Source organism: Anaeromyxobacter oryzae (assembly GCF_023169945.1).
Lineage (GTDB): Bacteria > Myxococcota > Myxococcia > Myxococcales > Anaeromyxobacteraceae > Anaeromyxobacter > Anaeromyxobacter oryzae.
The window spans coordinates 6,545,557-6,570,297 of the sequence record NZ_AP025591.1 but is presented as its reverse complement, the minus strand read 5'-3'; the positions used below and the strand labels follow the sequence as shown (position 1 = coordinate 6,570,297).

General features: G+C 72.7%; 27 protein-coding genes. 24 read left to right on the top strand and 3 right to left on the bottom strand.

The genetic code is table 11. The features are described 5' to 3' along the window. Nucleotides 1-78: 78 nt before the first annotated feature. The 18 genes from secY (at nucleotide 79) to rsmI (ending at nucleotide 12,965) form a co-directional block, all read left to right on the top strand. The gene (gene secY / locus AMOR_RS28935) at nucleotides 79-1,419 is read left to right on the top strand and encodes a preprotein translocase subunit SecY (protein ID WP_248357228.1); all 1,341 of its coding nucleotides are present in this window, start codon (nucleotides 79-81) and stop codon (nucleotides 1,417-1,419) included. Between the two features lie 57 nt (nucleotides 1,420-1,476). Next, complete coding sequence (locus AMOR_RS28930) at nucleotides 1,477-2,121, top strand: adenylate kinase (protein WP_248357227.1); 645 nt, start codon at nucleotides 1,477-1,479, stop codon at nucleotides 2,119-2,121. A gap of 14 nt (nucleotides 2,122-2,135) precedes the next feature. Next, nucleotides 2,136-2,927, top strand: a complete 792-nt coding sequence (gene map / locus AMOR_RS28925) for a type I methionyl aminopeptidase (RefSeq protein ID WP_248357226.1) — start codon at nucleotides 2,136-2,138, stop codon at nucleotides 2,925-2,927. A gap of 241 nt (nucleotides 2,928-3,168) precedes the next feature. Next, nucleotides 3,169-3,285: a 50S ribosomal protein L36 gene (rpmJ, locus tag AMOR_RS28920; RefSeq protein ID WP_011420977.1), complete on the top strand. Its 117-nt coding sequence runs from the start codon at nucleotides 3,169-3,171 to the stop codon at nucleotides 3,283-3,285. 27 nt (nucleotides 3,286-3,312) lie between these two features. Continuing rightward, nucleotides 3,313-3,702, top strand: a complete 390-nt coding sequence (gene rpsM, locus AMOR_RS28915; RefSeq protein WP_248357225.1) for a 30S ribosomal protein S13 — start codon at nucleotides 3,313-3,315, stop codon at nucleotides 3,700-3,702. A 29-nt stretch (nucleotides 3,703-3,731) separates the two neighbouring features. After that, nucleotides 3,732-4,226, top strand: coding sequence for a 30S ribosomal protein S11 (gene rpsK / locus AMOR_RS28910; RefSeq protein WP_449658176.1), 495 nt, complete (start codon nucleotides 3,732-3,734; stop codon nucleotides 4,224-4,226). A 21-nt stretch (nucleotides 4,227-4,247) separates the two neighbouring features. After that, entirely contained in the window at nucleotides 4,248-4,874 is a 627-nt protein-coding gene (gene rpsD, locus AMOR_RS28905) for a 30S ribosomal protein S4 (RefSeq protein WP_248357224.1), read from the top strand. Between the two features lie 185 nt (nucleotides 4,875-5,059). Further along, nucleotides 5,060-6,079, top strand: a complete 1,020-nt coding sequence (locus AMOR_RS28900; RefSeq protein WP_248357223.1) for a DNA-directed RNA polymerase subunit alpha — start codon at nucleotides 5,060-5,062, stop codon at nucleotides 6,077-6,079. 29 nt (nucleotides 6,080-6,108) lie between these two features. Further along, nucleotides 6,109-6,588, top strand: coding sequence for a 50S ribosomal protein L17 (gene rplQ / locus AMOR_RS28895; protein ID WP_248357222.1), 480 nt, complete (start codon nucleotides 6,109-6,111; stop codon nucleotides 6,586-6,588). A 163-nt stretch (nucleotides 6,589-6,751) separates the two neighbouring features. Then, nucleotides 6,752-7,351 (top strand): hypothetical protein, encoded by a 600-nt coding sequence (locus AMOR_RS28890; RefSeq protein WP_248357221.1) that lies wholly within the window; start codon nucleotides 6,752-6,754, stop codon nucleotides 7,349-7,351. 113 nt (nucleotides 7,352-7,464) lie between these two features. Continuing rightward, nucleotides 7,465-7,731, top strand: a complete 267-nt coding sequence (gene rpsP, locus AMOR_RS28885; protein WP_248357220.1) for a 30S ribosomal protein S16 — start codon at nucleotides 7,465-7,467, stop codon at nucleotides 7,729-7,731. A 7-nt stretch (nucleotides 7,732-7,738) separates the two neighbouring features. Then, the gene (locus tag AMOR_RS28880) at nucleotides 7,739-7,969 is read left to right on the top strand and encodes a KH domain-containing protein (RefSeq protein WP_248357219.1); all 231 of its coding nucleotides are present in this window, start codon (nucleotides 7,739-7,741) and stop codon (nucleotides 7,967-7,969) included. A 9-nt stretch (nucleotides 7,970-7,978) separates the two neighbouring features. Beyond that, on the top strand, nucleotides 7,979-8,470 hold the full coding sequence (rimM, locus tag AMOR_RS28875) for a ribosome maturation factor RimM (RefSeq protein ID WP_248357218.1): 492 nt from the start codon (nucleotides 7,979-7,981) through the stop codon (nucleotides 8,468-8,470). A 32-nt stretch (nucleotides 8,471-8,502) separates the two neighbouring features. After that, nucleotides 8,503-9,246, top strand: a complete 744-nt coding sequence (gene trmD / locus AMOR_RS28870) for a tRNA (guanosine(37)-N1)-methyltransferase TrmD (protein ID WP_248357217.1) — start codon at nucleotides 8,503-8,505, stop codon at nucleotides 9,244-9,246. A 15-nt stretch (nucleotides 9,247-9,261) separates the two neighbouring features. After that, on the top strand, nucleotides 9,262-9,669 hold the full coding sequence (gene rplS / locus AMOR_RS28865; protein ID WP_248357216.1) for a 50S ribosomal protein L19: 408 nt from the start codon (nucleotides 9,262-9,264) through the stop codon (nucleotides 9,667-9,669). Between the two features lie 140 nt (nucleotides 9,670-9,809). Then, nucleotides 9,810-11,672 (top strand): AAA family ATPase, encoded by a 1,863-nt coding sequence (locus AMOR_RS28860; protein ID WP_248357215.1) that lies wholly within the window; start codon nucleotides 9,810-9,812, stop codon nucleotides 11,670-11,672. Beyond that, nucleotides 11,669-12,073, top strand: coding sequence for a YraN family protein (locus tag AMOR_RS28855; protein ID WP_248357214.1), 405 nt, complete (start codon nucleotides 11,669-11,671; stop codon nucleotides 12,071-12,073). The genes AMOR_RS28860 and AMOR_RS28855 overlap by 4 nt, the downstream gene beginning before the upstream one ends. A 4-nt stretch (nucleotides 12,074-12,077) precedes the next feature. Next, complete coding sequence (rsmI, locus tag AMOR_RS28850) at nucleotides 12,078-12,965, top strand: 16S rRNA (cytidine(1402)-2'-O)-methyltransferase (protein WP_248357213.1); 888 nt, start codon at nucleotides 12,078-12,080, stop codon at nucleotides 12,963-12,965. Nucleotides 12,966-12,969: 4 nt separating this feature from the next. Here the strand turns inward: rsmI and AMOR_RS28845 are convergent, their stop codons facing one another. The 3 genes from AMOR_RS28845 to AMOR_RS28835 all read right to left on the bottom strand — a co-directional run bounded on the left by AMOR_RS28845 (nucleotide 12,970) and on the right by AMOR_RS28835 (nucleotide 18,185). Next, nucleotides 12,970-14,319: a hypothetical protein gene (locus AMOR_RS28845; protein ID WP_248357212.1), complete on the bottom strand. Its 1,350-nt coding sequence runs from the start codon at nucleotides 14,317-14,319 to the stop codon at nucleotides 12,970-12,972. Nucleotides 14,320-14,487: 168 nt separating this feature from the next. Further along, the gene (locus AMOR_RS28840; RefSeq protein ID WP_248357211.1) at nucleotides 14,488-15,900 is read right to left on the bottom strand and encodes a sigma-54-dependent transcriptional regulator; all 1,413 of its coding nucleotides are present in this window, start codon (nucleotides 15,898-15,900) and stop codon (nucleotides 14,488-14,490) included. Nucleotides 15,901-15,941: 41 nt separating this feature from the next. Beyond that, entirely contained in the window at nucleotides 15,942-18,185 is a 2,244-nt protein-coding gene (locus tag AMOR_RS28835) for an ATP-binding protein (RefSeq protein WP_248357210.1), read from the bottom strand. Nucleotides 18,186-18,362: 177 nt separating this feature from the next. On the opposite strand from AMOR_RS28835, the gene AMOR_RS28830 reads away from it, so the two are divergent. The 6 genes from AMOR_RS28830 (at nucleotide 18,363) to AMOR_RS28805 (ending at nucleotide 24,729) form a co-directional block, all read left to right on the top strand. Further along, entirely contained in the window at nucleotides 18,363-20,702 is a 2,340-nt protein-coding gene (locus tag AMOR_RS28830; RefSeq protein WP_248357209.1) for a lytic transglycosylase domain-containing protein, read from the top strand. 87 nt (nucleotides 20,703-20,789) lie between these two features. Next, nucleotides 20,790-21,383: an HNH endonuclease gene (locus tag AMOR_RS28825; protein ID WP_248357208.1), complete on the top strand. Its 594-nt coding sequence runs from the start codon at nucleotides 20,790-20,792 to the stop codon at nucleotides 21,381-21,383. Between the two features lie 30 nt (nucleotides 21,384-21,413). After that, entirely contained in the window at nucleotides 21,414-22,421 is a 1,008-nt protein-coding gene (locus AMOR_RS28820; RefSeq protein ID WP_248362636.1) for a P-loop NTPase, read from the top strand. Next, complete coding sequence (locus tag AMOR_RS28815) at nucleotides 22,418-23,389, top strand: helix-turn-helix domain-containing protein (RefSeq protein WP_248357207.1); 972 nt, start codon at nucleotides 22,418-22,420, stop codon at nucleotides 23,387-23,389. The genes AMOR_RS28820 and AMOR_RS28815 overlap by 4 nt, the downstream gene beginning before the upstream one ends. Nucleotides 23,390-23,460: 71 nt before the next feature. Beyond that, complete coding sequence (locus tag AMOR_RS28810; protein ID WP_248357206.1) at nucleotides 23,461-23,727, top strand: hypothetical protein; 267 nt, start codon at nucleotides 23,461-23,463, stop codon at nucleotides 23,725-23,727. A gap of 81 nt (nucleotides 23,728-23,808) precedes the next feature. Then, entirely contained in the window at nucleotides 23,809-24,729 is a 921-nt protein-coding gene (locus tag AMOR_RS28805) for an RluA family pseudouridine synthase (RefSeq protein WP_248357205.1), read from the top strand. Nucleotides 24,730-24,741 lie beyond the last annotated feature (12 nt).

Here is a 24,741-nt window from a genome sequence, read left to right as displayed (position 1 = left end):
GTTCGACGGATCCACGTGCTCGGGGCGGCCGACCGGTCGCCCCGGGCTCGTCGAACGAAGGGTGCGAAAGGGGTCGGCATGGCTGCGAGCGGGCTGTTCAACATCTTCCGGGTCGCTGAGCTCCGGAAGCGGCTGCTGTTCAGTCTCGGCATGCTCGCCGTGTACCGGCTCGGCATCTTCGTCACGACGCCGGGCGTGGACCGGCGCGCGATGCAGGAGGTCGTGGCGCAGGGCGGCCTCTTCAACCTGCTGAACTTCTTCTCCGGCGGCGCCTTCGAGCAGCTCTCGATCTTCGCGCTCGGCATCATGCCGTACGTGTCCGCGTCGATCATCCTGCAGCTCCTCACCGTCGTCGTCCCGAAGCTCGAGGCCCTCCAGAAGGAGGGTGAGATGGGGCGGCGGAAGATCACGCAGTACACCCGCTACCTCACCATCGTCCTCGCCGGGATCCAGGGCTACGGGATCGCGACCTTCCTCGAGGCGCAGCGCACCAGCGCCGGCGTCATGGTCGTCGCGGATCCGGGCTGGGGCTTCCGCCTGCTCACGATGATCTCGCTCGCCGCCGGCACCGCCTTCATCATGTGGATGGGCGAGCAGATCACCGAGCGCGGCATCGGGAACGGCATCTCCCTCATCATCTTCGCGGGCATCGTGGCGCGGGCGCCCGCCGCCGTCGTCACCACCTGGAAGCAGATGCAGGCGTCGGGCAGCTCCTCGCTCTCCGGCGTGGGACTGCTCGTGCTCGGCGCGCTCATGGTGGTGGTGGTCGGCGCGATCGTGTTCGTCGAGCGCGGCCAGCGCCGCATCCCGATCCAGTATGCGAAGCGGATGGTCGGCCGGAAGCTGTACGGCGGCCAGTCGACCCACCTGCCGCTCAAGGTGAACACGTCGGGCGTGATCCCGCCGATCTTCGCCTCCTCGCTGCTCCTCTTCCCGGCGACGCTCGCGGGCTGGTTCCCGATGCTGTCGACGCTGTCGAACGAGGTCCGGCCGGGCAGCTGGATCTACAACACGCTCTACGTCGTCCTCATCATCTTCTTCGCCTACTTCTACACGGCCGTGACGTTCAACCCGGTCGACGTGGCAGACAACCTCAAGAAGTACGGCGGGTACATCCCGGGCATCCGGCCGGGGAAGAAGACCGCCGACTACATCGACTTCGTGCTCTCGCGCATCACGTTCGGCGGCGCGATCTACCTCGCCGCGATCTGCGTGCTGCCCACCGTCATCACCGACAAGTTCGGCGTCTCCTTCTACTTCGGCGGCACGTCGCTGCTCATCGTGGTGGGCGTCGCGCTCGACACGGTGCAGCAGATCGAGGGGCACCTCATCACCCGCCACTACGAGGGCTTCACCGGCCCTCGCGGCCCGCGCATCCGCGGGCGGCGGCTGGCGACCGGCACCGCGGTCAACGCGTAGATCGCGTACGAGGGGCCTCGCCGACGGCGGGGCCCTTCGCACCTCGGAGACACGACGATGATCCTCATCCTCCTCGGCCCGCCCGGCGCCGGCAAGGGCACGCAGGCGAAGCTCCTCGCCCAGCAGTACGGCGTCCCGCACATCTCGACCGGCGACATGTTCCGCGATCACAAGGCGCGCGGCACGCCGCTCGGCAAGAAGATCCAGGCCATCATGGACGCGGGCGGCCTCGTGACGGACGACGTCACGAACGAGATGGTGAAGGACCGCCTCTCGCAGCCCGACGTCGCGCCCGGCTTCATCCTCGACGGCTATCCGCGGACGGTAAACCAGGCCCAGTACCTCGACCTGCTCCTCCGGTCGCTCGGCCGGACGATCGACAAGGTCGTCTCCTACGAGGTCGCCGAGGAGACCGTCATCGAGCGGATCAGCGGGCGCCGGAGCTGCCCGAAGTGCGGCGCCGTCTACCACGTCTCGCAGAACCCGCCGAAGCGGTCGGGGTACTGCGACCGCGACGTGACGCCGCTCGTGCAGCGCGAGGACGACAAGCCGGAGAATGTCCGCAAGCGGATGCAGGAGTACGGCACCAAGACCGAGCCCCTGAAGCGCTTCTACCGCGAGCGCGGGCTCGTCGCGGAGATCGAGGGCGTCGGCACGCCCGAGGGCATCCTCGCCGCCACGCGAAAGGCGCTCGGCCGCTAGCGCCGACGCACTCGATGGACGGCACGACCCGCGAGAGGATCGCGACGCGGAGCGCGGACGACATCGCGCGGATCCGCGAGGCGGGGCTCGTGGTCTGGGAGGTCCTCGAGGCGCTCTCGGCCGCGGCGGTCGCCGGCACCACCACGCTGGAGCTCGACCGGCTCGCCGCGGATCGCACGCGCGCCCTCGGCGCGGAGCCGGCGTTCCTCGGCTACCACGGCTATCCCGCCTGCCTGTGCGCGTCCGTGAACGACGAGGTGATCCACGGGATCCCCTCGAAGCGCGTGCTGCGCGCCGGAGACGTGGTGGGCCTCGACTACGGCGTCGTCCTCCGCGGCTGGTACGCCGACTCGGCGAGGACGGTCGCGGTCGGGCAGCCGCCCCCGGAGGCCGCCCGCCTGCTCGCCGCCACGCGGAACGGGCTCGCGTCGGCGATCGCTGCTGCGCGCGCCGGTCACCGCATCGGGGACATCGGCGCGGCGGTCCAGCGGTACGTCGAGGAGCGGGGCTACTCGGTGGTCCGGGACTTCGTGGGCCACGGCATCGGCCGCCGACTGCACGAGCCGCCGCAGGTGCCGAACTACGGTCGCGCCGGGTCGGGGGCGTCGTTGCGGGTCGGGATGGTGCTCGCCATCGAGCCCATGGTGAACGCGGGCGGCTGCGAGGTGGAGACGCTCGACGATGGGTGGACGGCGCGCACGCTCGACCGATCTCTTTCCGCGCATTTCGAGCACACGATCGCGGTTACGGAAAACGGTCCGGAAATCCTGACGTTGCCGCCAGGTGTGGAGTTCCGCGTGGAGTGAGGACGGCCGAAGGAGGGAGGGGAGACCCGGCGGGCCCGGGGCTTCCGCTTGCACCCCAAAATCTCCTGTGTTATAGGGCCCGCTTCGCAACGGCCGCTCGGTGAGGGGCGGCCCTCCGGAAATCCCGGAGAATTCGGGCGGCTATGAAGGGGGCTCTGGGGCTCCCGCCGCCAATCCCCGCCGGCGGTCGCGGCGGGCGTTCTTGTCTTTTGGGCAGCATCGAGCATCGGAGGCGTAGGTCATGAAGGTCCGCGCGTCGGTCAAGAAGATTTGCGACAAGTGCAAGGTCATCAAGCGCAAGGGCACCGTGCGGATCATCTGCCCGGCCAACCCCCGCCACAAGCAGCGCCAGGGCTAAGGCCCCGCGCGTTTTTCGGAGAGACGAATGGCTCGCATCGCCGGCGTCGACCTTCCCCGTGAGAAGCGGATCGAGGTCAGCCTCCAGTACATCTACGGCATCGGGAAGACGACCTCGAAGCTGATCCTCGAGAAGGCGAACGTCTCGCCCGTCACGCGCACGAAGGATCTCACCGACGACGAGGTTCGTCGGATCCGCGAGACCATCGAGCAGAACCTGAAGGTGGAGGGCGACCTCCGCCGCGAGATCTCGCTCAACATCAAGCGGCTCATGGACCTCGGCTGCTACCGCGGCCTCCGTCACCGCAAGGGCCTGCCCGTCCGCGGCCAGCGCACGCACACCAACGCGCGCACGCGGAAGGGCCCGAAGAAGGGGCTCGTCCGGAAGCCGAGCGCGGCCCCGGCGCCCAAGGCCTAATCCACAGATAGCCAACCGGAGATTCCAGAGTGGCCGACGAGAAGCAGACGAAGCCCGCAGCTGAGCAGCCGAAGAAGGAGGAGGCGACCGCGCCCGCGGCGCCGAACCTCGGCGGCATCGAGCCGGTGACCGCCTCGCCCGTCACCCCGAAGAAGGGGAAGAAGCGGGTGAAGAAGAACGTGGCGACCGGCATCGTCCACATCGCCTCGACCTTCAACAACACGCAGATCACCATCTGTGACGCCTCGGGGAACGTCATCGCCTGGTCCAGCGCCGGCGCGCGCGGCTTCAAGGGCTCGCGCAAGTCGACGCCGTTCGCGGCCCAGGTCGCCGCCGGCGACGCCGCCGCGAAGGCGATGGAGCACGGGCTCAAGACGGTGAGCGTGCTCGTGAAGGGGCCGGGCGCCGGCCGCGAGTCGGCCCTCCGCGCCCTGTCCGCCGCCGGCCTCAAGATCACCCTGATCCGCGACGTCACGCCGATCCCGCACAACGGGTGCCGGCCTCCGAAGCGTCGCCGGGTCTGATCACCTTCCAGGAGAATCGACGTGGCTCGTTACAGCGAATCCGTGTGCCGGCTCTGCCGCCGCGAGAACCTCAAGATGTATCTCAAGGGCGATCGGTGCTACACCGACAAGTGCGCCATCGAACGCCGCCCGTACCCCCCTGGCCAGCACGGCCAGGGCCGGACCAAGTTCTCCGAGTACGGCGTCCAGCTCCGTGAGAAGCAGAAGGTGAAGCGGATGTACGGCCTCCTCGAGGCCGGCTTCCGCCACGCCTACCAGAACGCCGCCGCCGCGAAGGGCAAGACGGGCGAGAACCTGCTGCAGACGCTCGAGCTCCGGCTCGACAACGTCGTGTTCCGCCTCGGCTTCGCCGACACGCGCAACGAGGCGCGCCAGCTCGTCCGCCACGGCCACTTCAAGGTGAACGGCCGCAAGGTGAACATCCCGAGCTACATGTGCCGCCCGGGCGACAAGGTCGAGCTGAAGGACCGCTCGAAGAAGGTCGTCCGGATCAACGAGGCGCTCGAGGCCGTCGATCGCCGCCAGGTCCCGGCCTGGCTCGAGCTCGACAAGGGCGCCTTCAAGGGCACCGTGAAGACCTCGCCCGCGCGCGAGGACATCACCATGCCCATCCAGGAGCAGCTCATCGTCGAGCTGTACTCGAAGTAGCCCTTCGGCAGGCTCAGGGCGACCGGGCGGGTGATCCGCCTTGCCGCCCAGCCAGGTCGCGGGCGGGCGCGGTGGCCACGAGCCCCCGGCCCGCCCCTTTTCAGATGGTCGCGCGTCCCACGGAGCCCCGCACCGGCACTGGCTGAGCGGAAGCGGGGAGGGGGCGGCGGCCGAGGAGACAGCCCATGGTCGATCCCATCGTCACGAAGAACTGGCGGGACCTCATCAAGCCCCGCGGCCTGGTCGTGGACCAGGAGAGCCTCTCGAACACCTACGGGAAGTTCGTCGCCGAGCCGCTCGAGCGCGGCTTCGGTATCACGCTCGGCAACTCGCTCCGCCGCGTGCTCCTCTCGAGCCTGCAGGGCGCGGCGATCACCTCGGTGAAGATCGAGGGCGTCGAGCACGAGTTCATGACGATCCCCGAGGTGGCCGAGGACGTCACCGACATCATCCTGAACCTCAAGGAGGTCCTCCTCCAGATCCACACCAACGAGGTCAAGACGATCCGGATCGAGGCGGACGGGCCGAAGGAGATCAAGGCCGGTGACATCATCGCCGACGCCCAGGTCGAGGTCCTGAACCCTGGTCACCACGTCCTCACGATCAGCGAGGGCGGGCGGGTCCGGGCGGAGATGACGGCGCGGCGCGGCCGCGGCTACGTGCCGGCCGAGAAGAACAAGGTCCCCGGCGCCCCCATCGGCACCATCCCGATCGACGCGCTCTTCTCGCCGATCCGGAAGGTGAACTACCAGGTCACGAACGCCCGCGTCGGGCAGCAGACCGACTACGACAAGCTCACGCTCGAGGTCTGGACCGACGGCTCGGTCGCCCCGGCGGACGCGGTGGCGTACGCGGCGAAGATCGTGAAGGAGCAGCTCTCGATCTTCATCAACTTCGACGAGGCCGAGGAGCCCGCCGAGGAGATCAAGCCGGTCGAGGAGCAGAAGCTCAACGAGAACCTCTTCCGGTCCGTCGACGAGCTCGAGCTCTCCGTTCGCAGCGCGAACTGCCTGCAGAACGCGAACATCAAGACCATCGGCGACCTCGTGCAGAAGACCGAGGCCGAGATGCTCAAGACCAAGAACTTCGGGCGGAAGTCGCTGAAGGAGATCAAGGAGATCCTGGCCGAGATGGGCCTCTCCCTCGGCATGAAGCTCGAGAACTGGCCGCCGAAGGCGCCGCCGCAGGGCGCGCCCAAGGTCTAGCCCCAGGGCAGGGACAGGAGACCAACCAGATGAAGCACCGCGTCGTCGGCCGCCGGCTCGATCGCACCACCGAGCACCGCACGGCCATGTTCAGGAACATGGTGACGAGCCTCTTCCGCCACGAGCGGATCGAGACCACCACCCCGAAGGCGAAGGAGCTGAAGCGCTTCGCCGACAAGGTGATCACGCTCGCGAAGAAGGGTACGCCGCACGCTCGCCGCCAGGCGAACCGGGACGTGCGCGATGTCGAGGTGCTGAACAAGCTCTTCGGCGATCTCGCCGGCCGCTTCGAGAAGCGCCCGGGTGGCTACACCCGCATCGTCCGCGTCGGCCGCCGCGCCGGCGACAACGCGGAGATGGCGATGATCGAGCTCGTCGAGCGCGCCGCGCCCGCCGAGGCCGCGGGCGACGCCGAGGGCGAGAAGACCGCGAAGAAGGGCAAGGCCGCGGAGAAGGCGCCGAAGGCCGAGAAGAAGCCCGCCAAGAAGAAGGCCGAGAAGGCGGAGTAGTCCGCCTGCCGGAGGTTTCACCGAAGGGGGCCGCGTGCGCGACCGCACGCGGCCCTCGTCGTTTCCGCCGCTCGCCGGGCGCCCGCTCGCCGCCCGGCCTGGATCGCCGCTCCGCGCTCCCTTTCCGCCCCGGGGGACCGCTGATACAAGAGGGGCCGTCCCGATGCCGCCCTTCTTCCCGCAGCCGCCGCTCGACGCGCTCGCTCCGGGCGCGCCGCGCTGGCTCGACGTGGCCCTCACGGCCGTGACGGTCGCGTGCGAGCCTTGGGCGCTCGCGCTCATCGGCGTGGCGGTCTACTCGTGGCTCGAGCGCGAGGTGCCGGCGGTGCTGAAGGCCGCGGCCCCGCTGGTGGCTGCGCTGGCGGCCGGCGGCGGGCTCGCGTTCGCGGCGCGCTTCGCCTGGGCGGCGCCGCGGCTCGCCGGCGCAGGCGAAGGCCTCGCTCCCTTGCTCCATCGCGTCCTGCCGGGCGCGCAGGTGGTGGGGCTGGGCGTGTTCGTGGCGTACTCGCTCCTCGCCTACGGGCGGCGCGCGGCGCCGGCCGCGATCGGGCTCGCGGGCCTCGGCGGGGCGGCGCGGGTCTGGGCCAGCCCGCACTGGGTGTCCGACCTCGCGGGGGGCGGCGCGGCGGGCGCGCTCCTCGGGGCGGTCGCCTACCTGATCGCCGTGCGGCTCTTCCCGGAGGGGCACCTGGCGCGGCTCCGGGCCGCCCGGCGGGCTCCGTCAGCGCCCCCGGAGGCGGAGGCGGAGCGTCCTGCGTCTTGACACGACTGCTAAGTTGGCGTAAAGGAACCCACTTTTCGTGGTGGGCTCCGGCGCGCCGCGCTGAGAGAAGTCCTCACGTTCCAAGAGCTTAGGTTTTCGAGGAGGCAGACTTCATGGCGGTGGTTCTTCGGCTGTCGCGCGCGGGCACGCACAAGGCGCCCTTCTATCACGTGGTGGCGACCGACTCGCGCAACGCGCGGGACGGCAAGTACATCGAGGACGTCGGCATCTACGATCCGACCAAGCGCCCGGAGCGGATCGAGCTCAAGGCCGAGCGCATCGAGCACTGGCTGAAGGTCGGCGCGAAGCCGAGCCAGACGGTCGCGATGATCCTGAAGAAGGCCCAGAAGGCCCAGCCGGCGGTCGAGAAGAAGGCCTAGGCGTCCCGTGCGCGACCTCGTCCTCTGGCTCGCCCGCGAGCTCGTCGAGAAGAAGGACGCCGTGAAGGTGGACGCCATCGAGCGCGATCGCTCGAGCGTCTACGAGCTCACGGTGGACCCCGACGATCTCGGGCGCGTCATCGGGCGGGGCGGCAAGACCGCCAAGGCGCTCCGCACCGTCCTCGACGCCGCCGCGCGGCACGAGGGCAAGCGGGCCGTCCTCGACATCCTCGACTAGGCCTAGGCCGTGGCTCTCGTCCGGATCGGGAAGGTCGTCCGGGCGGTGGGCCTCAAGGGCCACCTGGGCGTGGGGGGATCGGAGGGCGCGCTCGGCGCGCTCGACGCGATCGTGCTCAGGACCGAGGGCGGCGAGCCCGAGGTCCGACGGGTACTGGAGGCGAGGCCGCAGGGCCGCCTCTGGGCGGTCCTGGTGGAGGGGATCGCCGATCGGTCCGCCGCGGAGGCGGCGGTCGGGGCGGAGGTCCTCGCCGAGCGCGACGCGCTCGGCGACGCGGGCGAGGCGGCGCACTGGTGGTCCGACCTCGAGGGCCTGCCGGTGGTGACGGTCGCCGGTGAGCCGGTCGGCACCGTGACCGGGCTGTACGCCACCGGCGGCGTGGACGTGCTGGTGGTGACGGGCGAGCGGGGCGAGAAGCTGGTGCCGCTCGCGCCGTACGTCGAGGTGGATCGCGCGGCGGGCCGGATCGTGGTGGACCCGCCGGAAGGATTGCTGGACTAGGAAGAAGGAGGCCGCAGGACGAGAGGACGGACGTGGCGAAGCTCGAGGTGGAGATCCTGACGCTGTTCCCGCGGATGATCGCGGGGTACCTCGAGGAGAGCATCCTCGGGAAGGCGCGGGAGAGCGGCCTCCTCGAGGTGCGGATCTCGGACATCCGGGATCACGCCGCGGGCAAGCACAAGGTGGCGGATGACGCCCCCTACGGCGGCGGCGCCGGGATGGTGATGAAGCCGGAGCCGCTCACCGAGGCCATCGAGGCCGCGAAGGCGCGGCTCCCCGGGGCCCTGGTGGTGCTGACCAGCCCGCGGGGCGAGCGGCTTACGCAGCCCCTCGCCCGGCGCTTCGCGGAGCACGGCAGGCTGATCCTCGCGTGCGGTCGATACGAGGGAGTGGACGAGCGGGTGATGGCGGCGGTGGACACAGAGGTCTCGCTGGGAGACTTCGTCCTCACGGGCGGTGAGCTGGCGGCGCTCTGCGTCGTCGACGCCTCCGCGCGCCTCGTCCCCGGCGTCCTCGGCAACACGGCCTCCGCGGAGGCCGAGAGCTTCGCGGGCGAGGACGGGCTCCTCGAGCACCCGCACTACACGAGGCCCCCGGAGTACCGGGGGATGAAGGTTCCGGAGGTCCTCACGTCAGGGGACCACCGGCGGATCAACCGGTGGCGGCGCCGCGAGGCGCTCCGCGCCACGCGGGACCGGAGGCCGGATCTGTTCGCGAGCCTCGCGCTCTCGGAGAGCGACCTCCGACTCATCGACGCCGGAGACGACGAGCTGTAAAGGAGAGAGAGACCCATGCTGCGCAAGGCGATTGCCGACATCCAGGCGAAGTACGTTCGCAACGACCTCCCCGAGATGCGGTCGGGTGACACGGTCCGCGTCCACACGAAGATCAAGGAAGGCGACAAGGAGCGCATCCAGGTCTTCGAGGGCGTCGTGATCGCCTACCGGAAGGGCCAGCCCGGCTCCTCGATGTTCACCGTGCGGAAGGTGAGCTACGGCGTGGGCGTCGAGCGCATGTTCCCGGTTCACAGCCCCCGCATCGACAAGATCGAGGTCGTCGGCCACGGCGAGGTCCGCCGGTCCCGGCTGTACTACCTCCGCGAGCTGCAGGGGAAGGCCGCCCGCCTCCATCAGGAGGAGCGCGGTCCGACGGACGGCGCCGCGGCGCCTGCCGCCCCTGCGACGCCGACCCCGGCGTAGCGAAGCCTCCGCGCGGCGCGCGGTCGGATCCGGCGGCGGTGGCGGGCCCTCGCGACCCGCGCCGCCGTCCGTGTCTCCGCGCGTTCCGCGCGCGAGGCCGTTCCGCCCGCGCCGGGCCTCCGGTAAGATCCGGCGCGAGCGTGATCCTCCTCGAGTTCGCAGCCCAGGGAGTCCGTGGCGTGGCGCCGGCCGGCGGCCGCGCCACGCTCCGTCCCGGCTACAACGTGGTCGCCGCCGACGGCGCGACGCTCCGTCGCGTCGTGGAGGCGCTGCTCTACCCGGATCCGCGCGACGGCGACTCGCTCCCGCGCGCGGCGGGCGGCCCCGCGGGCGCGGCCCTCCGCGCTGGGCTCACGCTGGTCGGCAACGACCGCGTGACCTACCGGCTCGTGCGCGACTTCGCGGCCGGCGCGCAGCTCCACCGCTTCGACGCCGAGAAGCGCTCCTTCGCCCTCGTCGCCCAGGACCTCGCAGAGATCTCCGCGTTCCTCCGCGAGACCGTCGGCGCGCCGCCGCCGGCCAGGCTCTCCGCCGTGCTCGCGCTGGGCGCGGCCGAGCTGCCGTCGAGGCAGGGCGCTTCAGGGGTGGGCGGGGGCGCCTCGCTCGCCCCCGCGCGGCAGGCCCTCAGCCCGGAGCAGGCGCGGAAGCGCCTGGCTCAGCTCCAGGCCGAGCTCGAGAAGGCCAGAGCTGCCGAGAAGCTCCAGGTCCAGCTCGACGGCCTCCAGGCGCGCGCCTTCAAGCTCGACGAGGCGCTCCGCGGCAGCGCGAACCTGCGCGACGGGCTCGAGACCGCCGAGGCGGCCCGCGCCGACCTCGCGCCCGTCGCGGCCGCGGCCACCCTCCTCGGCGACGACCCCGAGGCTCGGCTCGCGGCCTTCGACCGGGCGACCGCCAAGCACGACGAGGCCGTCGCGAAGGTCGCGGCCGAGCGCGGGGCCCTCGCCGAGGCGGAGGCGCGCGGTGCGCCGCGCCCGCTCTGGACGGACCCGCTGTTCTGGGGCGGCGTTGGCGCGGGCGCCGTGCTCGCGCTCGGCGGCGCCGCGCTGTCCGGCGTGGCGCCGGGGGCGCGCTACCTCGCGCTCCTCGACGTCCCCGCGTTCGGGGGCGCGGCGTGGATCGCGCTGCGGTGGATCGGCGCCGTCGAGGCCTGGGAGCGCGTGGCGCGCCGCAGGAAGGTCGTCGACGACTGGGAGAAGAAGATCGAGGGGCAGTACGAGAAGGACGCCGGCGATGTCCGGGCCGCGATCCGGGCGATCGAGGTCCGGAGCCCGGCCGAGCTCCGCGAGGCGCTCGGGCGGATCGCGGACGCGGACGCCGTGGTCGCCGAGTGGCGGCGGCGGCTCGCCGAGTGGGAGGGGTCGGCCGAGATCCGCGCCGCGGCCGAGGAGCGGGTCGAGGTCGACGAGGCGCAACGCGCGCTCGAGGCCCGGATGGCGGCCGACGTCGGCGGCTTCGTCCGCGACGTCCGCTCGGTCGAGATGGAGATCCAGCGCCTCGAGGGCGAGCTCGCGACGGCGCTTCCGCCCGCCGCAGCGCCGCCGCCCCGGCCCGTGGCGCCCGCGGCCGGGGGCACGGAGCCGCTCCGAGGCCTGCTCGAGCGCGCCGCGGCGGAGCTCGGCGGCTCGCCGGCTGCCGCCGGTCGCGCCGTCGCGCAGAAGGCGTCGCAGCTCCTCACCGGGCTCACCTTCCAGCGCATCACCGCGGCGCAGGTGGACGATCGCGGCGGCGTGCACGCGGTCACGGGCGGACGTCCCGTCCCGGCGCTCACTCTGCCGCCCGCGGACCGGGACGTGGTGTACGTCGCGCTGAAGCTCGCGCTCCTCGAGCAGGCGCTCGCCGCGGGGAAGCTCGTCGCGGTCCTCGACCAGGAGGCGTTCGCGGGCCTCTCCGACGGCGCGCGTCGCGTCGCCGCCCGGTTCCTGAAGCAGATCGCGCGGCCCGGCCAGATCGTGCACGCGACGACGGATTCCGCCTTCCGCGAGGCGGCGGACCACTCCGCGTGAGCACGGCCGGCGAGGACGCCGACGGCGGGCGGAGGGCGCGCGGGCGCGAGGCGGAGGCGCTCGCCGAGGCCTTCCTCCGCGGGCGCGGGCTGCGGGTCCTGGAGCGCAACCACGCGGTGCGACGCGGGGAGGTGGATCTCGTCTGCGAGGACGGAGACGTCCTCTGCTTCATCGAGGTGCGGAGCCGCTCGTCGGATGCGCAGGGCGGCCCGGAGGAGACGGTCGACCGCGGCAAGCGCCGCCGCGTCATCAAGGCCGCGACCGACTGGGCCGCACGGCACGACGCGCTCGAGCGCGCCATCCGGTTCGACGTCGTGGCGGTGACGTTCGGGGAGGCCGGACCGCGCATCGAGCACTTCCCGGCGGCGTTCGACGGCGACGCGAAGCCGTGGCTCGGGTGAGTCGATGAGCGACGGCGGAAAGGGCGCGCGGGAGTCGCGCGGCGCGAGCGGGGAGGGGACGCTGTACGTCCTCGCCACGCCGATCGGGAATCTCTCGGACCTCTCGCCTCGCGCCGCGGAGGTGCTCCGGACGGTGCGGGCGGTCGCGGCGGAGGACACCCGGCGGACGCTCAAGCTCTACGCGCACCTCGGCGCGCCCGCGCCCGCGCTCGTGTCGCTGCCCGCGTTCGACGAGCGTGGCCGGCTCGAGCCGCTCGTCGCGCGGCTCCGCGCCGGCGAGGCGGTGGCGCTCTGCACGGACGCCGGGACGCCCGGCGTCTCGGATCCAGGCGCCGCCCTCGTCGCGGCGGCCTGGGACGCGGGCGCGCGGGTCGTGCCGGTGCCGGGCCCGAGCGCGGGGCTCGCGGCGCTCGCCGCCTCCGGGTTCGCGGCCGACCGCTTCGTCTTCGCCGGGTTCCTGCCGCGCAAGGGCGGCGGGCGCGCCGAGGCCCTGGCCTGGCTCGCCGCGGCGCCGTGCACGATCGTGCTCTACGAGGCGGGGAACCGGACCCGCGAGACCCTCCTCGACCTCGCGGCGGCGCTGGGCGATCGGCCGGCGCTCGTCGCGCGCGAGCTCACGAAGCTCCACGAGGAGCTCGCGCGCGCACCGCTGTCCGCGCTCGCGGAGCGGTTCTCCGGCGAGGTCCGGGGCGAGGTGACGCTGGTCGTCTCCGGGCCGCCCGCCGGCGCGCCGCCGCCCGCGACGGCGGACGCGGAGCCGCTCGAGGACGAGCTGCGCCGGCGCATCGCGGCGGGGGAGGGGCCGTCGGCGATCGCGAAGGAGGTCGCGCGGGCGCGGGGGCTCAAGCGCGCGGACGTCTACGATCTCGTGGAGAAGCTGCGGGGGCGGTGAAGCGCTAGAACGTCAACACGCCCGCGACGCCGAGAGAGAACACCGACACCTCCGAGATCCGGAACCGGTTGCCCGGCGCGTCGTAGCGCCAGTCGAAGTTCGGGTTCAGGTCGGGATTCGGGGTCGCGCCGGACAGGTCGCCGGAGGGGGGCTGGCCGCCCTTCCCGAGCGACTCGCCCGAGAGCCAGTGGGAGCTCCGGGTCGCGAGCGAGGCGGTCGCCTGGAGCGACACCCAGCGCGACGCGCGCAGGTAGAGCCCCATGTACGCGCCCATCGTGAGGTACGCCTCCGTGTCGTGCAGCTTCCCCGAGGCGTCGGTGAGCTCGTTGTAGAAGCGGCTGCTCGACGTGTAGTCGGCCCAGACCCGGAAGTCGAAGGTGACCTTCTGGTCCTCCTTCGTGTCCTCGAACGGCACGAGCTCGGTCCCGAAGGTGAGGCCGGCCACGAACGGCAGCTTCGCCTTCGCGTCGTCCTTCCACCGCGGATCTGCGCAGTTCGTGACGGCCGCGAGCGTCATCTGCGCCGGCGCCCCGTTCGTCGGGTTCGCGAGCTCGGCCACGTGATCGCAGTTCGAGTAGGTGGAGGACGAGGGCAGGACGGCGGTGACGTGTGCCTTGAAGTACGGATCGACCACGCCGAACCGCCGGGAGAGCGCCGTGTAGAGATCGTACCGCCAGACCTTCTCGCCGCTCGCGCCGCGCTTCGCCTCGACCGCGTGCGGCGACTGCCAGTTCGAGCCGCGGTTCTCGGCGGGGTCGTAGAGGGGCGCCGTCGGGAAGGTGACGTCGAGGCCGACGAGCCAGTACGGCTTCGTGTCGTCCCGCTGGTCGTTGAAGATGCCCCACGCAAGGCCGGCGCGGAGATCGCCGAGGTTGCCGCCGTGGAAGACGGTGTTCTCCTCGCTGCCGACCGGGAAGAGGGAGCAGGGCGCCGCGACGCACGGCCGGCCCATGGCGTCGACGCCGTTCTGCGCGATGCTCGACGTCGAGGCGTTCACGGGGATCCCGTTCCGCGAGCCGAACCGCCACGCGGCGTCGTCGCCGAGCGAGTAGGGGACCTCGACGTGCAGCTCGAGGTCCGTGTAGAGCGCGAGGGCCGCGCGCGTCACGAGGTCGTTCTTCACGCGCGAGTAGCGGAGCTCGGTGAGGTCGCCCTGCGCCGGCGTGGGCGCGTACGCCTGCTCGCGGGAGATCGTCGCTCGCTCCTGCTCCCGATCCCACCGGATCGAGAACTGGAGCGCGAACGGGTCGCCGGGCTCCGCGCTCTGAAGCCGCGTCATCTCGGCCGCCCCGGCCGGGCCGGTCAGCGCTGCGAACAGGAACGCGGTGGTCAGGCCCTGGCGAAGCCGCCCCATGCTCTCCTCCGATGTGGGCGAAGGGTGCGAAAACGCGGGAAAAGGAACGGGCCGACGCTAGCAGTGGCCCCCCGATCGGTCAAGGGAACGACCCCCTGCCAGGTAGGCCCGCGTAGGTGCGATCGGACGACCGGTCGAGTCGGGTGCTCGCCGCCCCCGTCCGCCGTCTCAGTCGTCGCCCTCGGTCGCCCCGCGCAGCCCGAGCTCCTTCATCTTCACCTGGAGCGACTTCCGGCTGATCTGCAGCCGCTTCGCGGCGCGCGTGACGTTGCCGCCGGTCTCCTCGAGCGCGCGGGTGATGAGCTCCTTCTCGAGCTCGGCCTGCGCCTGGCGCACGATCTCCTTCATCGAGGCGCCGCTCGGCGCCGCGATCGCGCCCAGCGGCCCGACCGCCGCGATCGGCAGGGGCGGCTGCGGGCCCTTCTCGCGGAGCGAGTCCGGGAGCGCGCTCGCGAGGATGAGCGGGCCGTCGGCGAACAGCACCGACCGCTCCATGAGGTTCTCGAGCTCCCGGATGTTCCCCGGCCACGAGTAGCCCATGAGCAGCTGCAGCGCCTCGTCCTCGATCCCTTCCACCTTCTTCCCGAGCCGGTGGTCGTACTTCTCGATGAAGTGGCGGACGAGCGCCGGGATGTCGTCGCGGCGATCCCGGAGCGGCGGGAGCGCGATGGGGACCACGGCGAGGCGGTAGTAGAGGTCCTCGCGGAACTTGCCGTCCGCGATGAGCTGCTTCAGGTCCCGGTTCGTGGCCGCGATGAGCCGGACGTCCACCCGGAGCGTCTTGATTCCCCCGACGCGCTCGAACTCCGACTCCTGGATGGCGCGGAGCAGCTTCACCTGCATCTCGACGGGCACCTCGCCGATCTCGTCGAGGAACAGCGTGCCGCCGTCCGCGAGCTCGAACCGGCCGGGCTTCGAGCCGATGGCGCCGGTGAACGCACCGCGCTCGTAGCCGAACAGCTCGCTCTCCACGAGGTCCTTCGGGATCGCCGCGCAGTTCACCTTGATGAGCGGCTTGTCGCGGCGGGAGGAGCCGCGGTGGAGCGCCTTCGCGATGAGCTCCTTGCCGGTGCCGCTCTCGCCGGTGATGAGCACGGTCGAGGGCGAGTCCGCGACCCGCGCGACCATGTCGTAGATCGCGCGCATCGCGGGCGAGTCCCCGACGAGGGGCGGGCGGTCGCCGTCGTTCAGGACCGCGTGGAGGTTCTGCCGCTCGAGGTCGTGCGCGCGGGCGGCCTTCGCGATGACCTTCTTGAGCTCGTCCTGCTCGAACGGCTTGGTGATGTAGTCGAAGGCCCCGGCCTTGAGCGCCGCGACCGCGCTGTCCACCGAGCCGTGCGCGGTGATGACGATCACGGGCACGTCCGGGAAGTCGGCGCTGACTCGCCGGAGCAGCTCCATCCCGCCCACCTTCGGCATCACGAGGTCGGTCACGACGACGTGAACCGGCGTCCGGGACAGCGCGGCGAGCGCCTGCTCGCCGTCCGCGGCGGTGGTGACCTCGTACCCCTCGCGCTTCAGCATGGCGGCGAGGACGCGCCGGATGTTCACCTCGTCGTCGACGATGAGGACGTGGGCCACGAGGGTTCCTTAGCACGACGGCGCGCCGTTCGGGCACCCGCTCAAGCCTGGCGCTTCTTCTTCCGGCGGCGGCGGAGGCGCGCCTCGGCGCGCGCGCGGCGGCGCTCGCGGGCGCGCGCCTTCTCCTCCTCGTCGACGGGCGGGCGCGCGACCCCGGGCGGCCGCTCCTCGTGCAGGCCGGGGAGCGACACGAGGAACTCGGCGCCGTCGGTGGGCGAGGACCTCACGACGATCGAGCCCGCGTGCGCCTTCACGATGCGCTGGCAGATCGCGAGGCCGAGGCCGGTGCCCTTCTCCTTCGTGGTGTAGAAGGGCACGAAGATCGACTCGCGCGCCTCCTCGGGGATGCCGGGTCCGGTGTCCTGGAACCGGATCTCCACGATGTCGGAGCGACGCGCCCCCTCCCGCCAGAACGCGAGCTCGTCGCGCGCCACGCGGGTCGAGACCACGAGCCGCCCACCGCGCGGCATCGCCTGGAACGCGTTCAGGGCGAGGTTCAGGAAGACCTGCTTCAGCTGCTCGGCGTCCGCGTGGACCCGGGGCACCCAGTCGGCGAGGTCGACGTCCACCGCGACCCCCTCCGGCACCTCGGGCTGCAGCAGCCGGAATGTCTTCTGGAGGACCTCGTTCACGTCGGTCGGCGCCAGCGCCGGCTTGAGCGGGCGCGAGTAGTCGAGGAACTGGGTGACCACGCCGTTCAGGCGGTTCACCTCCTCGATCATGATCTCGAGGAACTCGCGGTCGTCCTCGGGCAGCTTCATCGGATCCAGGTACTGGATCGCGCCCTTGATGGCGGCGAGCGGGTTCCGGATCTCGTGGGCCAGGCCGGCGGACATCTCTCCGATCGCGGCGAGGCGATCGCGCTCCTTCATCTGCTGGTAGAGCTTGGAGTTCTCGATCACGAGGGCGCAGCGGTCCGCCACCTCGAGGAGCGCGGCGATCTCGTCGGACGCGAACGCCTCCGGCACGCGCTCGTCCCAGCACGCGAGGAACCCGACCACGCGATCCCCGGCGAGGAGCGGCATCGTGATGCCCGCCTTCATCGCCGCCATGACGCCGCGGGCGTCCGAGAGGCGCTTCAGCTCCTCCGCGATCGCCGCGGGCGCGCCGCGCGCCGGGCCGCCGTCGGCCGGCCCGGCGGGGAGCAGGGCCCGGAGCTCCGATACCCGCCGGTCGATGTTCTCGAGGAGGATCGCCTTCTGCCCGGAGGACGCCGCGGCGAGGAGGGCGCGCGCCGTCGCGGGCTCGAGGAACGGCACGGGCGGCGGGCCGCGGAAGTCGAGGAGCCGGTACCCGGGGCGGTCGTCCGCGAGCAGCCACAGCGCGCAGTGGGTCACGCGCCGCGTCTCGACGAGCCCGTCGAGCACCACCGCCGCGAGCCCCGCCGGGTCGATGACGTTGCCGGTCCGGTCGCGGAGCGCCTCGAGGCGCCGGACGAGCTCATAGCGCTCGTGGAAGAGCGTCGCGACGACCCACTCCTCCACGCGCTCCCGCATCGGCTCGAAGAGCGACAGGATCACGAACGAGGCGACGACGGTGTTGAAGTAGAACAGCTCCGGGCGGTCACCGACCCAGGACACGAGCCCGCCGTAGATCGCGACGAGCACGAGCCCGAGCGCGGTCACGACCACGATCTTCCCGAGGAACTCGTGCAGATCGAGCAGCCGGTGCCGCTGCAGGGTCTGCGACAGGAAGAACATGAAGATCGTGAGGCTGATCGAGCCGAGGCCCTCGGCGGGATAGGGCAGGCCGAACCGGGGCATCATGTCGAGCGTCGAGAGCGACACCGCGATGAGCGCGCCGATGAACAGGTACTGCAGCCGCGCGCGGTCGACCTTGGTCTGCGACGCGTGCATCTTCCCCCAGAGGGTGGAGAGCACGGCAGCGAGCCCGCCGATCACGTAGACCGCGACGAGCAGCTTCGCGGGCTTCAGGTTCACGAGCGGCGTGACGGCGACGACGAGGCCCGTGAGCGAGCCGGCGAGCATCGTGTTCCGCGCCCGCCGCGCGGGGCGGCGGGCGACGCCCAGGAACTCCAGGAAGAAGGCGAGGGCCGCGGCCGGGACGAGCGCTCCCGAGGCGACCGCGAGCCGCTCCCACCACATGACGCCGAACGCCTCGGACCACCGGAGGAAGAAGACGGCGAGGGAGAAGAGGAACAGGTCCGCCGCGAAGAGGGCGAACAGCGTGAAGACGCGCGGCCGGTTGTCGCGCAGGAGCGCGGCAGCCGAAAGGGCCAGCGTCACGATCGCGGCGAGGAGCGCCGCCTGGGTCCGGATGTCCACCGGGCGCGATCCTAAACCGTTTTCCGGCCGGGCACCGCAGCGGTAGCGCGCCACCCGGGCCGGGAATCGGGGCAGCCGCCCACCGGTTCCTCCGGGCGGGCTCGGGCGGGGGCCTCCCCGCCGAGCGGGCGGGCTTGACCTTGCCCGGCGCCACCCCCCACTCTCCAGCCGGTCCCGATGCGCACCGCAGGTCTCGTCGTCCTCCTCGCCGTCCCGCTCGCCGCCGCCGCGGCGCCTGCCACCACCCCCGAGTCGCCCCGGGTCTCCACCGCCGCCCGTCCGGGCGCGCCGCCCAGGCCGCACGCGGACGGCGAGACCTCGACGCTGATCCGCGACGCGGATCTCGCCCCGCTCCTCGCCGACGGCCCGGGTGCGGACGGGAAGGCCGCCTACCTCGCCGGCCACTTCGACGAGGCGGCGGCGAAGCTCGCGCGGAGCCCGCTCCCGGAGGCGGCGTATCTCCGCGCCCTCGCCCTCCTCGAGCGCTCCCTCGCCGCCGAGGCGCTCGGCGCCCTCGAGGGGCTCGAGGCGGAGCTCCCGGACCTCGCTGACCGCGTGCTCTTCCTCCGGGCCGAGGCGCTCGCCGCGGCGAGCCGCCCGAAGGACGCGCTCGCGGCGTGGGCGGCGATCCCGGAAGGCTCGCTCCTCGCGCCGGACGCCCGGCTCGCGCGGGCGCGCCTCGCGCAGGGCATCGGAGACCGCGCCGCGGCCCTCGACGCCCTCGCGCCGCTCCTCGCCGCCCCGCCGCCCCCGGATCTCTCCCGTCCCGACCTCTCCGCGACGGCGCTGCTCCTCGCCGGCCGCCTGCGCGCGTCCGGCGCGGCACCGGACCGGGCCACCGCGCGGAGGGACCTCCTCGCGTGCTGGAGCGATCACCCGCTCGCGCCCGAGTCGACGGACTGCCTCACCGCGCTCCGCGCGCTCCCCGGCGCCGACGGAGCGCCGCCCGAGCCCGCCGCCGTGCTCCACCGTGCCGAGCGGCTCCTCGACGCGAACCGGAACGCGCAGGCGCTCGCGCTGCTCCAGCCGCTGCTCGACGCGGTGAAGGCCTCCGATGCGGCGTCGCCGTTCGCGTGCAAGGCGCGCGCGGCGCTCGGCCGGGCGTACCGCAAGGAGCGGAGCTTCCCCCAGGCGATCGCTGCCCTCCGCCCGGTCGTGGAGCAGTGCGCGGACCCGGACCTGCGGGTCCGGTCGCTCTACCTGCTCGCGAGCGCTGCCTCCATCGCCGGGGACAAGGACGAGGCGGTCTCCCTGTACCGCCGCCTCGCCCGCGAGTTCCCGCACCACGCCTTCGCGGACGACGCGCTGTTCTACGCCGCCGACATCCTCGCCCGCGCGGGCCGCACCGCGGAGGCGCGCGAGGCGCTCTCCGCGCTCGTGCGCGACCAGGCCGGCGGTGACTACCGCGACGACGCGCGCTTCAAGCTCGCGTGGCTCTCGAAGCAGGCGGGCCAGGTCGACGAGGCGATCGCGCAGCTCCTCGTCATCGAGGAAGAGAAGGACGGGCGTGATCCGTACGAGCACGCGCGCGCCGCGTACTGGCGGGCGCGGCTGCTCGCCGGTCGCGGGGAGGGCGGGCGCTCCGCCGCGTTCGCCATCTGGACCGATCTCACGGTCCGCTACCCGACCGACTACTACGGCCTGCTCGCCCGCGCGCGCCTCGTCGCGAACGGCAGGACCCCGCCGCCGCCCGCGGCCGCCTCGCTCCCCGCCACGGCCGAGGCGGCCTACGACGCCGGGCCGCTCCGGGCCGACCCCCACTTCCGCGCCGGGCTGCTGCTGCTGCGCCTCGGCCTCGTCCACGCCGCCGCGGACGAGCTCGCCGCGTCGCTCCCGGCGCTGCGCGGCGCCGGCGACGCCGCCGACCCGGTGCTGCTCGTCGCCGACCTCCTCGACCGCGCCGGCGATCACCGCACCGCCCACGGACTCCTCCGGGTCCGCGCGCGCACCGCGCTCCGGAAGCCGCCGTCCGGCGACAACGTCCGGGTCTGGCGGATCGCCTTCCCGCCGGCGTACCGCGACGACGTGAAGCGCTGGGCGCCGCCCGCGAACGTCCCCGTCGACCTCGTGCAGGCGCTCATGCGCGAGGAGAGCGCGCTCGACCCGCGGGTGATCTCGCCGGCCGGCGCGATCGGCCTCACCCAGCTCATGCTCCCCACCGCGCAGTCGGTCGCGCGCGAGCTGAGGATCGGGCGGCCGTCGCGGAACGATCTCATGCAGGCGTCGCTCAACATCCGCCTCGGTGCGCGGTACCTCGGCTCGCTGATCCGGCAGTTCGACGGCTCGGTCGCGCTCGCGGTCGCCGCGTACAACGCCGGCGGGGGGGCGGTGAGCCACTGGCTCCAGACGCGCGGCGGCCTCGACGTCGACGAGTTCGTCGAGGAGATCCCGATCGAGGAGACGCGGGGATACGTGAAGCGCGTGCTGCGCTCGTACGCGACGTACCGCCTCCTCTACGGGAGCCCGGAAGAGGCCTCCGCCCCCGGGCTGTTCCGGCACGGCGGCGGCAAGACGTGATCTCCAGGAGGAGTCCTACGGGCGGGCCGGCGAGCCCAGCCCCCGACGTGCGAGGAATGACCTGTGGCTCTATGATCCAGGGGTCCGATGCTCGACACCGGCGTCCTCGTACTCAACAGGGTCTACCAGCCGGTCCACGTGACGTCGGTGCGTCGTGCGTTCACGCTCCTCTATCAAGGGGTGGCGAAGGCGATCGACGAGCAGTTCCAGCTGTTCGACTTCGACAGCTGGGCGGCGCTCGCGGCGGCGGAGCACGACTCGATCGGGACCGTCGGCCGGCGCATCCGGATCCCACGCGTCATCGTCCTGATGGCCTACGAGCACCTCCCCAGGACGAGGGTGCGGTTCTCGCGGTTCAATATCTACGCACGGGACGACAACACCTGCCAGTACTGCGGCAGGAAGTTCCGCCGCTCCGAGTTGAACCTGGACCACGTGATCCCGCGTTCACGTGGGGGCTCGACGAGCTGGGAGAACGTCGTCTGCTCGTGCATACGCTGCAACCTGCGGAAAGGTGGGCGAACTCCAGAGGAGGCGGGCATGCGCCTGCTCCACGCTCCGGGGCGCCCGCGCTGGACGCCGATGTTCCGGAGCGCCACGCGCCGCGCCTTCTACCGCGAGTGGCGGCCGTTCCTGTCGCTGGCGGATGCGGCATACTGGAACGCCGAGCTTTTGGACTAGGGGTCTCTTCGGTCTAGGATGGCGACCTCGATGGGCGACGTCCCGACGCTCAAGCTCGTGAGGACCGTGCCGGAGGCGCGGCGCCAGCCCGCCCGCCCGGCGGCGCCGGCCCGTACCGTGGCGCGTGCACGGCGGGTCGTCTCCATCGGCGGCGGGAAGGGCGGCATCGGGAAGAGCCTCATCTCCGCCAACCTCGGCATCGAGCTCGCGCGGCGCGGGAAGCGGGTCGTCCTGGTCGACGCAGACCTCGGCGGCGCGAACCTTCACACGACGCTCGGCCTCGACGTCCCGAAGCGGACCCTCTCCGACTTCATCGAGCGGAAGGTGGCCCGCATCGAGGACGTGGTGACCCCGACGGGGATCGAGAACCTCGGCCTCGTCTCCGGCGCCCTCGACCACCTGGACGCGGCGAACCCCCGCTACGCCCAGAAGATGCGGCTGCTCCGTCACGTCCAGCAGATGGACGTGGACTACGCCATCCTCGATCTCGGCGCGGGCACGCACACGAACGTCCTCGACTTCTTCCTCGTGTCGGATCACGGCGTCCTCGTGCTCGTCCCGGAGCCGACGGCCGTCGAGAACGCGTACCGCTTCGTGAAGGCGGCGTTCTGGCGCCGGATGAGGAACGTCGCGCAGGTGTACGGATACGAGGGGCTGCTGCGGAACGTGATGGAGAGCGGCAGCTTCCGGAGCCCGGTGGAGCTCGTCGCGACGGTGACGGAGCGCGACCCGGAGGCCGGGGCGAACCTCGCCCGGCAGCTCGCCACCTTCCGGCCCCGGCTCGTCGTGAACCAGGCCCGCACGCCGCAGGACGCGGACATCGGCCAGGCGGTCGTCGCCGCGTGGCGGAAGTACTTCGGGCTCGAGATGGATTATCTCGGGTACATCCACTACGACGACGCGATGTGGCGGACGCTCCGGGCGCGGAAGCCACTTCTCGTCGAGCGGCCGGACGTCCCGGCCGCCAAGGCCTTCGCGGCCATGGCCGATGCGCTCCTCGCGCTCGACGTGGCGGCGCGGCCCGGGGTCAACCGGTGAAGCGGCTCGCCGACCAGACGCTCTACGAGATCCTCGAGGTTCCACCCGACGCGAGCCCCGCGGCGATCGCTGCCGCGGTCGATCGCGCGCAGGCGCTCTACGGTCCGGGGTCCCTCGCCACGTACACGCTCATGTCGTCCGACGAGGCGGAGCTGCTCGGGCGGCGCATCGAGGAGGCGCGCGCGACCTTGCTCGATCCTGCCGCGCGCCGCCGCTACGACGACGACCTCACCCGGAATCGCGGCGAGGTCCGGGCGGCCGCGAACGGCGCCACCGCCCAGCCGCCCTGGGGCGAGCTGCCGCCCGTCATCCCGGCGCGGAAGCCGCTGCCCGACGAGGACGATGTGGACGAGGAGGACGAGGGCGAAGGGGAGGGCGAGGAGGAGATCGCCGCGGAAGCGGCGGTGCCCGAGCCGCCGCCCCCCGCCGCCGCCCCGCCGCCGGCGGAGCCCGCACCGGCGCCGGCGCCCGTCCGGCCGATCCTGCTCAGCCGCGAGGTGATGGCCCCGGCCGCCACTCCGGCGCCCGTCGTTCCCCCGGCCGTCGTCCCGCCCGCGGCCGCTCCGCCCGCGGCGGCCGCCCAGCCCGTGGCCGCCCAGCCCGTGGCCGCCCCTGCACCCGCGGCACCGACCTCGACACCGGTCCCGATGGTGCCGCCGCCCGCACCGCCGGCGCCGCCGGTCCCGGCGGACGCAACGGCCTGGACCGGGGAGGTCCTCCGGCAGCTCCGCGAGGCCCGCGGCATCACGCTCCAGCAGCTCTCCGAGCGCACCAAGGTCACGCGGCACCACATCGAGAACATCGAGTCCGACCGGTACTCGGCGCTGCCCGCGCCGGTGTACCTCCGCGGCATCCTGCTCTCCCTCGCGCGCGAGCTGCGGCTCGACGGCCAGAAGGTCGCCCGCTCGTACCTGGAGCGGTTCGCGGCCGGCACCGCGGTGCAGGGCTCCCCGCCGAAGCCACGGTGAACGGCCGGTGAGCGGGTCCGGCCGGCCGGTTCATTGACCGAGCGCACGTCCCGCCGTAGGATTCGCGCCGTATGCCGCTCATCGATACACCCGAGGCCGCGACGCGCCTGGCGCGGGCGATCTGCTCCGACGTGTCCCTCTACAACGAGGAGAAGATCGTCCGGGGTATCGAGCAGGACAACTTCTTCGACTCCCTCAAGGAGGAGCTCGAGGAAGGGCGCGAGCTCTACCGGTCGCGCGTCTCGCCGGAGCTGTACTCGCGGACCAACTTCTACGATCGCGCCATCGTGGACGTGATCCTCCGGTCCAAAGGTCACGTGAAGTCCCGGATCTGGTAGCCGCCGCTCCTCGAGGAGGCGGCCCTGTCCGAGCGCCGCGCCTTCGTCGCCCCCCCCGATCTCGCCGGCACGCGTCTCGACGTGGCGCTCGCGCGCCTCGCGCCCGAGCTCTCTCGCGCGCGGGTTCAGCGCCTCGTCGAGGACGGGCGCGTCACGGTGGCGGGCCGGGCCGCGAAGGCGTCGGCGAGGCTCCGCGGCGGCGAGGCGATCGAGGTCGAGCTGCCGCCTCCCGAGCCGTCCGGGCTCCTCGCGCAGGACCTGCCGCTCGCGGTGCTGTACGACGACGCGGACGTCCTCGTGCTCGACAAGGCGGCCGGGATGGTGGTGCACCCCGCGCGCGGCTCGCCGCACTCCACCGTCGTGAACGCGCTCCTGTTCCGCTTCGGGACGGCCGGGGCCGCGGCGGCGGAGGTCCCGCGGCTCGGCCTCGTCCACCGCCTCGACAAGGACACCTCCGGCTGCCTGGTCGTGGCGAAGACCGAGGCGGCGCTCGCGTCGCTGCAGGCGCAGTGGAAGGGGCGGACCGTCGAGAAGACGTACCTCGCGCTCTGCCACGGCGCGCTCGCGCCCGCCGGGCGGCTCGACACGCCGTACGGCCGCCACCCGCGCGACCGCACCCGCTACACCAGCCGGGTGAAGGCCGGGCGCCGCGCCGTCACGGAGTGGCGGGCCCTCGAGCGCTTCGGCGACGCGGCGACGCTCGCCGAGGTCACGCTGCACACCGGCCGGACGCACCAGATCCGCGTCCACCTGGCGGAGGCGGGCCACCCGCTCCTCGGCGACGCCACCTACGGCGGGACGCGCCGGGAGGCGCGGCTCCCGGCCGACGACCCGGCGCGGCGCGCCGCCGAGGCGGTCGGCCGGCAGGCGCTCCACGCCGCGCGTCTCGCGTTCGATCACCCGCGGACGGGGCGGCGGGTCGTGTGCGAGGCCCCGGTCCCCGGTGACCTCGCGCGGGCGCTCGCGGTGCTCCGGGCCGCGCCGCCGCGCGCCCGGCGCTGACGCCCCCCCGCC

Excerpts from the sequence above, each read along its gene's own strand:
- secY (WP_248357228.1), top strand. The coding sequence starts at position 79 with ATGGCTGCGAGCGGGCTGTTCAACATCTTCCGGGTCGCTGAGCTCCGG.
- AMOR_RS28930 (WP_248357227.1), top strand. The coding sequence starts at position 1,477 with ATGATCCTCATCCTCCTCGGCCCGCCCGGCGCCGGCAAGGGCACGCAG.
- map (WP_248357226.1), top strand. The coding sequence starts at position 2,136 with ATGGACGGCACGACCCGCGAGAGGATCGCGACGCGGAGCGCGGACGAC.
- rpmJ (WP_011420977.1), top strand. The coding sequence starts at position 3,169 with ATGAAGGTCCGCGCGTCGGTCAAGAAGATTTGCGACAAGTGCAAGGTC.
- rpsM (WP_248357225.1), top strand. The coding sequence starts at position 3,313 with ATGGCTCGCATCGCCGGCGTCGACCTTCCCCGTGAGAAGCGGATCGAG.
- AMOR_RS28900 (WP_248357223.1), top strand. The coding sequence starts at position 5,060 with ATGGTCGATCCCATCGTCACGAAGAACTGGCGGGACCTCATCAAGCCC.
- rplQ (WP_248357222.1), top strand. The coding sequence starts at position 6,109 with ATGAAGCACCGCGTCGTCGGCCGCCGGCTCGATCGCACCACCGAGCAC.
- AMOR_RS28890 (WP_248357221.1), top strand. The coding sequence starts at position 6,752 with ATGCCGCCCTTCTTCCCGCAGCCGCCGCTCGACGCGCTCGCTCCGGGC.
- rpsP (WP_248357220.1), top strand. The coding sequence starts at position 7,465 with ATGGCGGTGGTTCTTCGGCTGTCGCGCGCGGGCACGCACAAGGCGCCC.
- rplS (WP_248357216.1), top strand. The coding sequence starts at position 9,262 with ATGCTGCGCAAGGCGATTGCCGACATCCAGGCGAAGTACGTTCGCAAC.
- rsmI (WP_248357213.1), top strand. The coding sequence starts at position 12,078 with ATGAGCGACGGCGGAAAGGGCGCGCGGGAGTCGCGCGGCGCGAGCGGG.
- AMOR_RS28845 (WP_248357212.1), bottom strand. The coding sequence starts at position 14,319 with ATGGGGCGGCTTCGCCAGGGCCTGACCACCGCGTTCCTGTTCGCAGCG.
- AMOR_RS28830 (WP_248357209.1), top strand. The coding sequence starts at position 18,363 with ATGCGCACCGCAGGTCTCGTCGTCCTCCTCGCCGTCCCGCTCGCCGCC.
- AMOR_RS28825 (WP_248357208.1), top strand. The coding sequence starts at position 20,790 with ATGCTCGACACCGGCGTCCTCGTACTCAACAGGGTCTACCAGCCGGTC.
- AMOR_RS28820 (WP_248362636.1), top strand. The coding sequence starts at position 21,414 with ATGGGCGACGTCCCGACGCTCAAGCTCGTGAGGACCGTGCCGGAGGCG.
- AMOR_RS28810 (WP_248357206.1), top strand. The coding sequence starts at position 23,461 with ATGCCGCTCATCGATACACCCGAGGCCGCGACGCGCCTGGCGCGGGCG.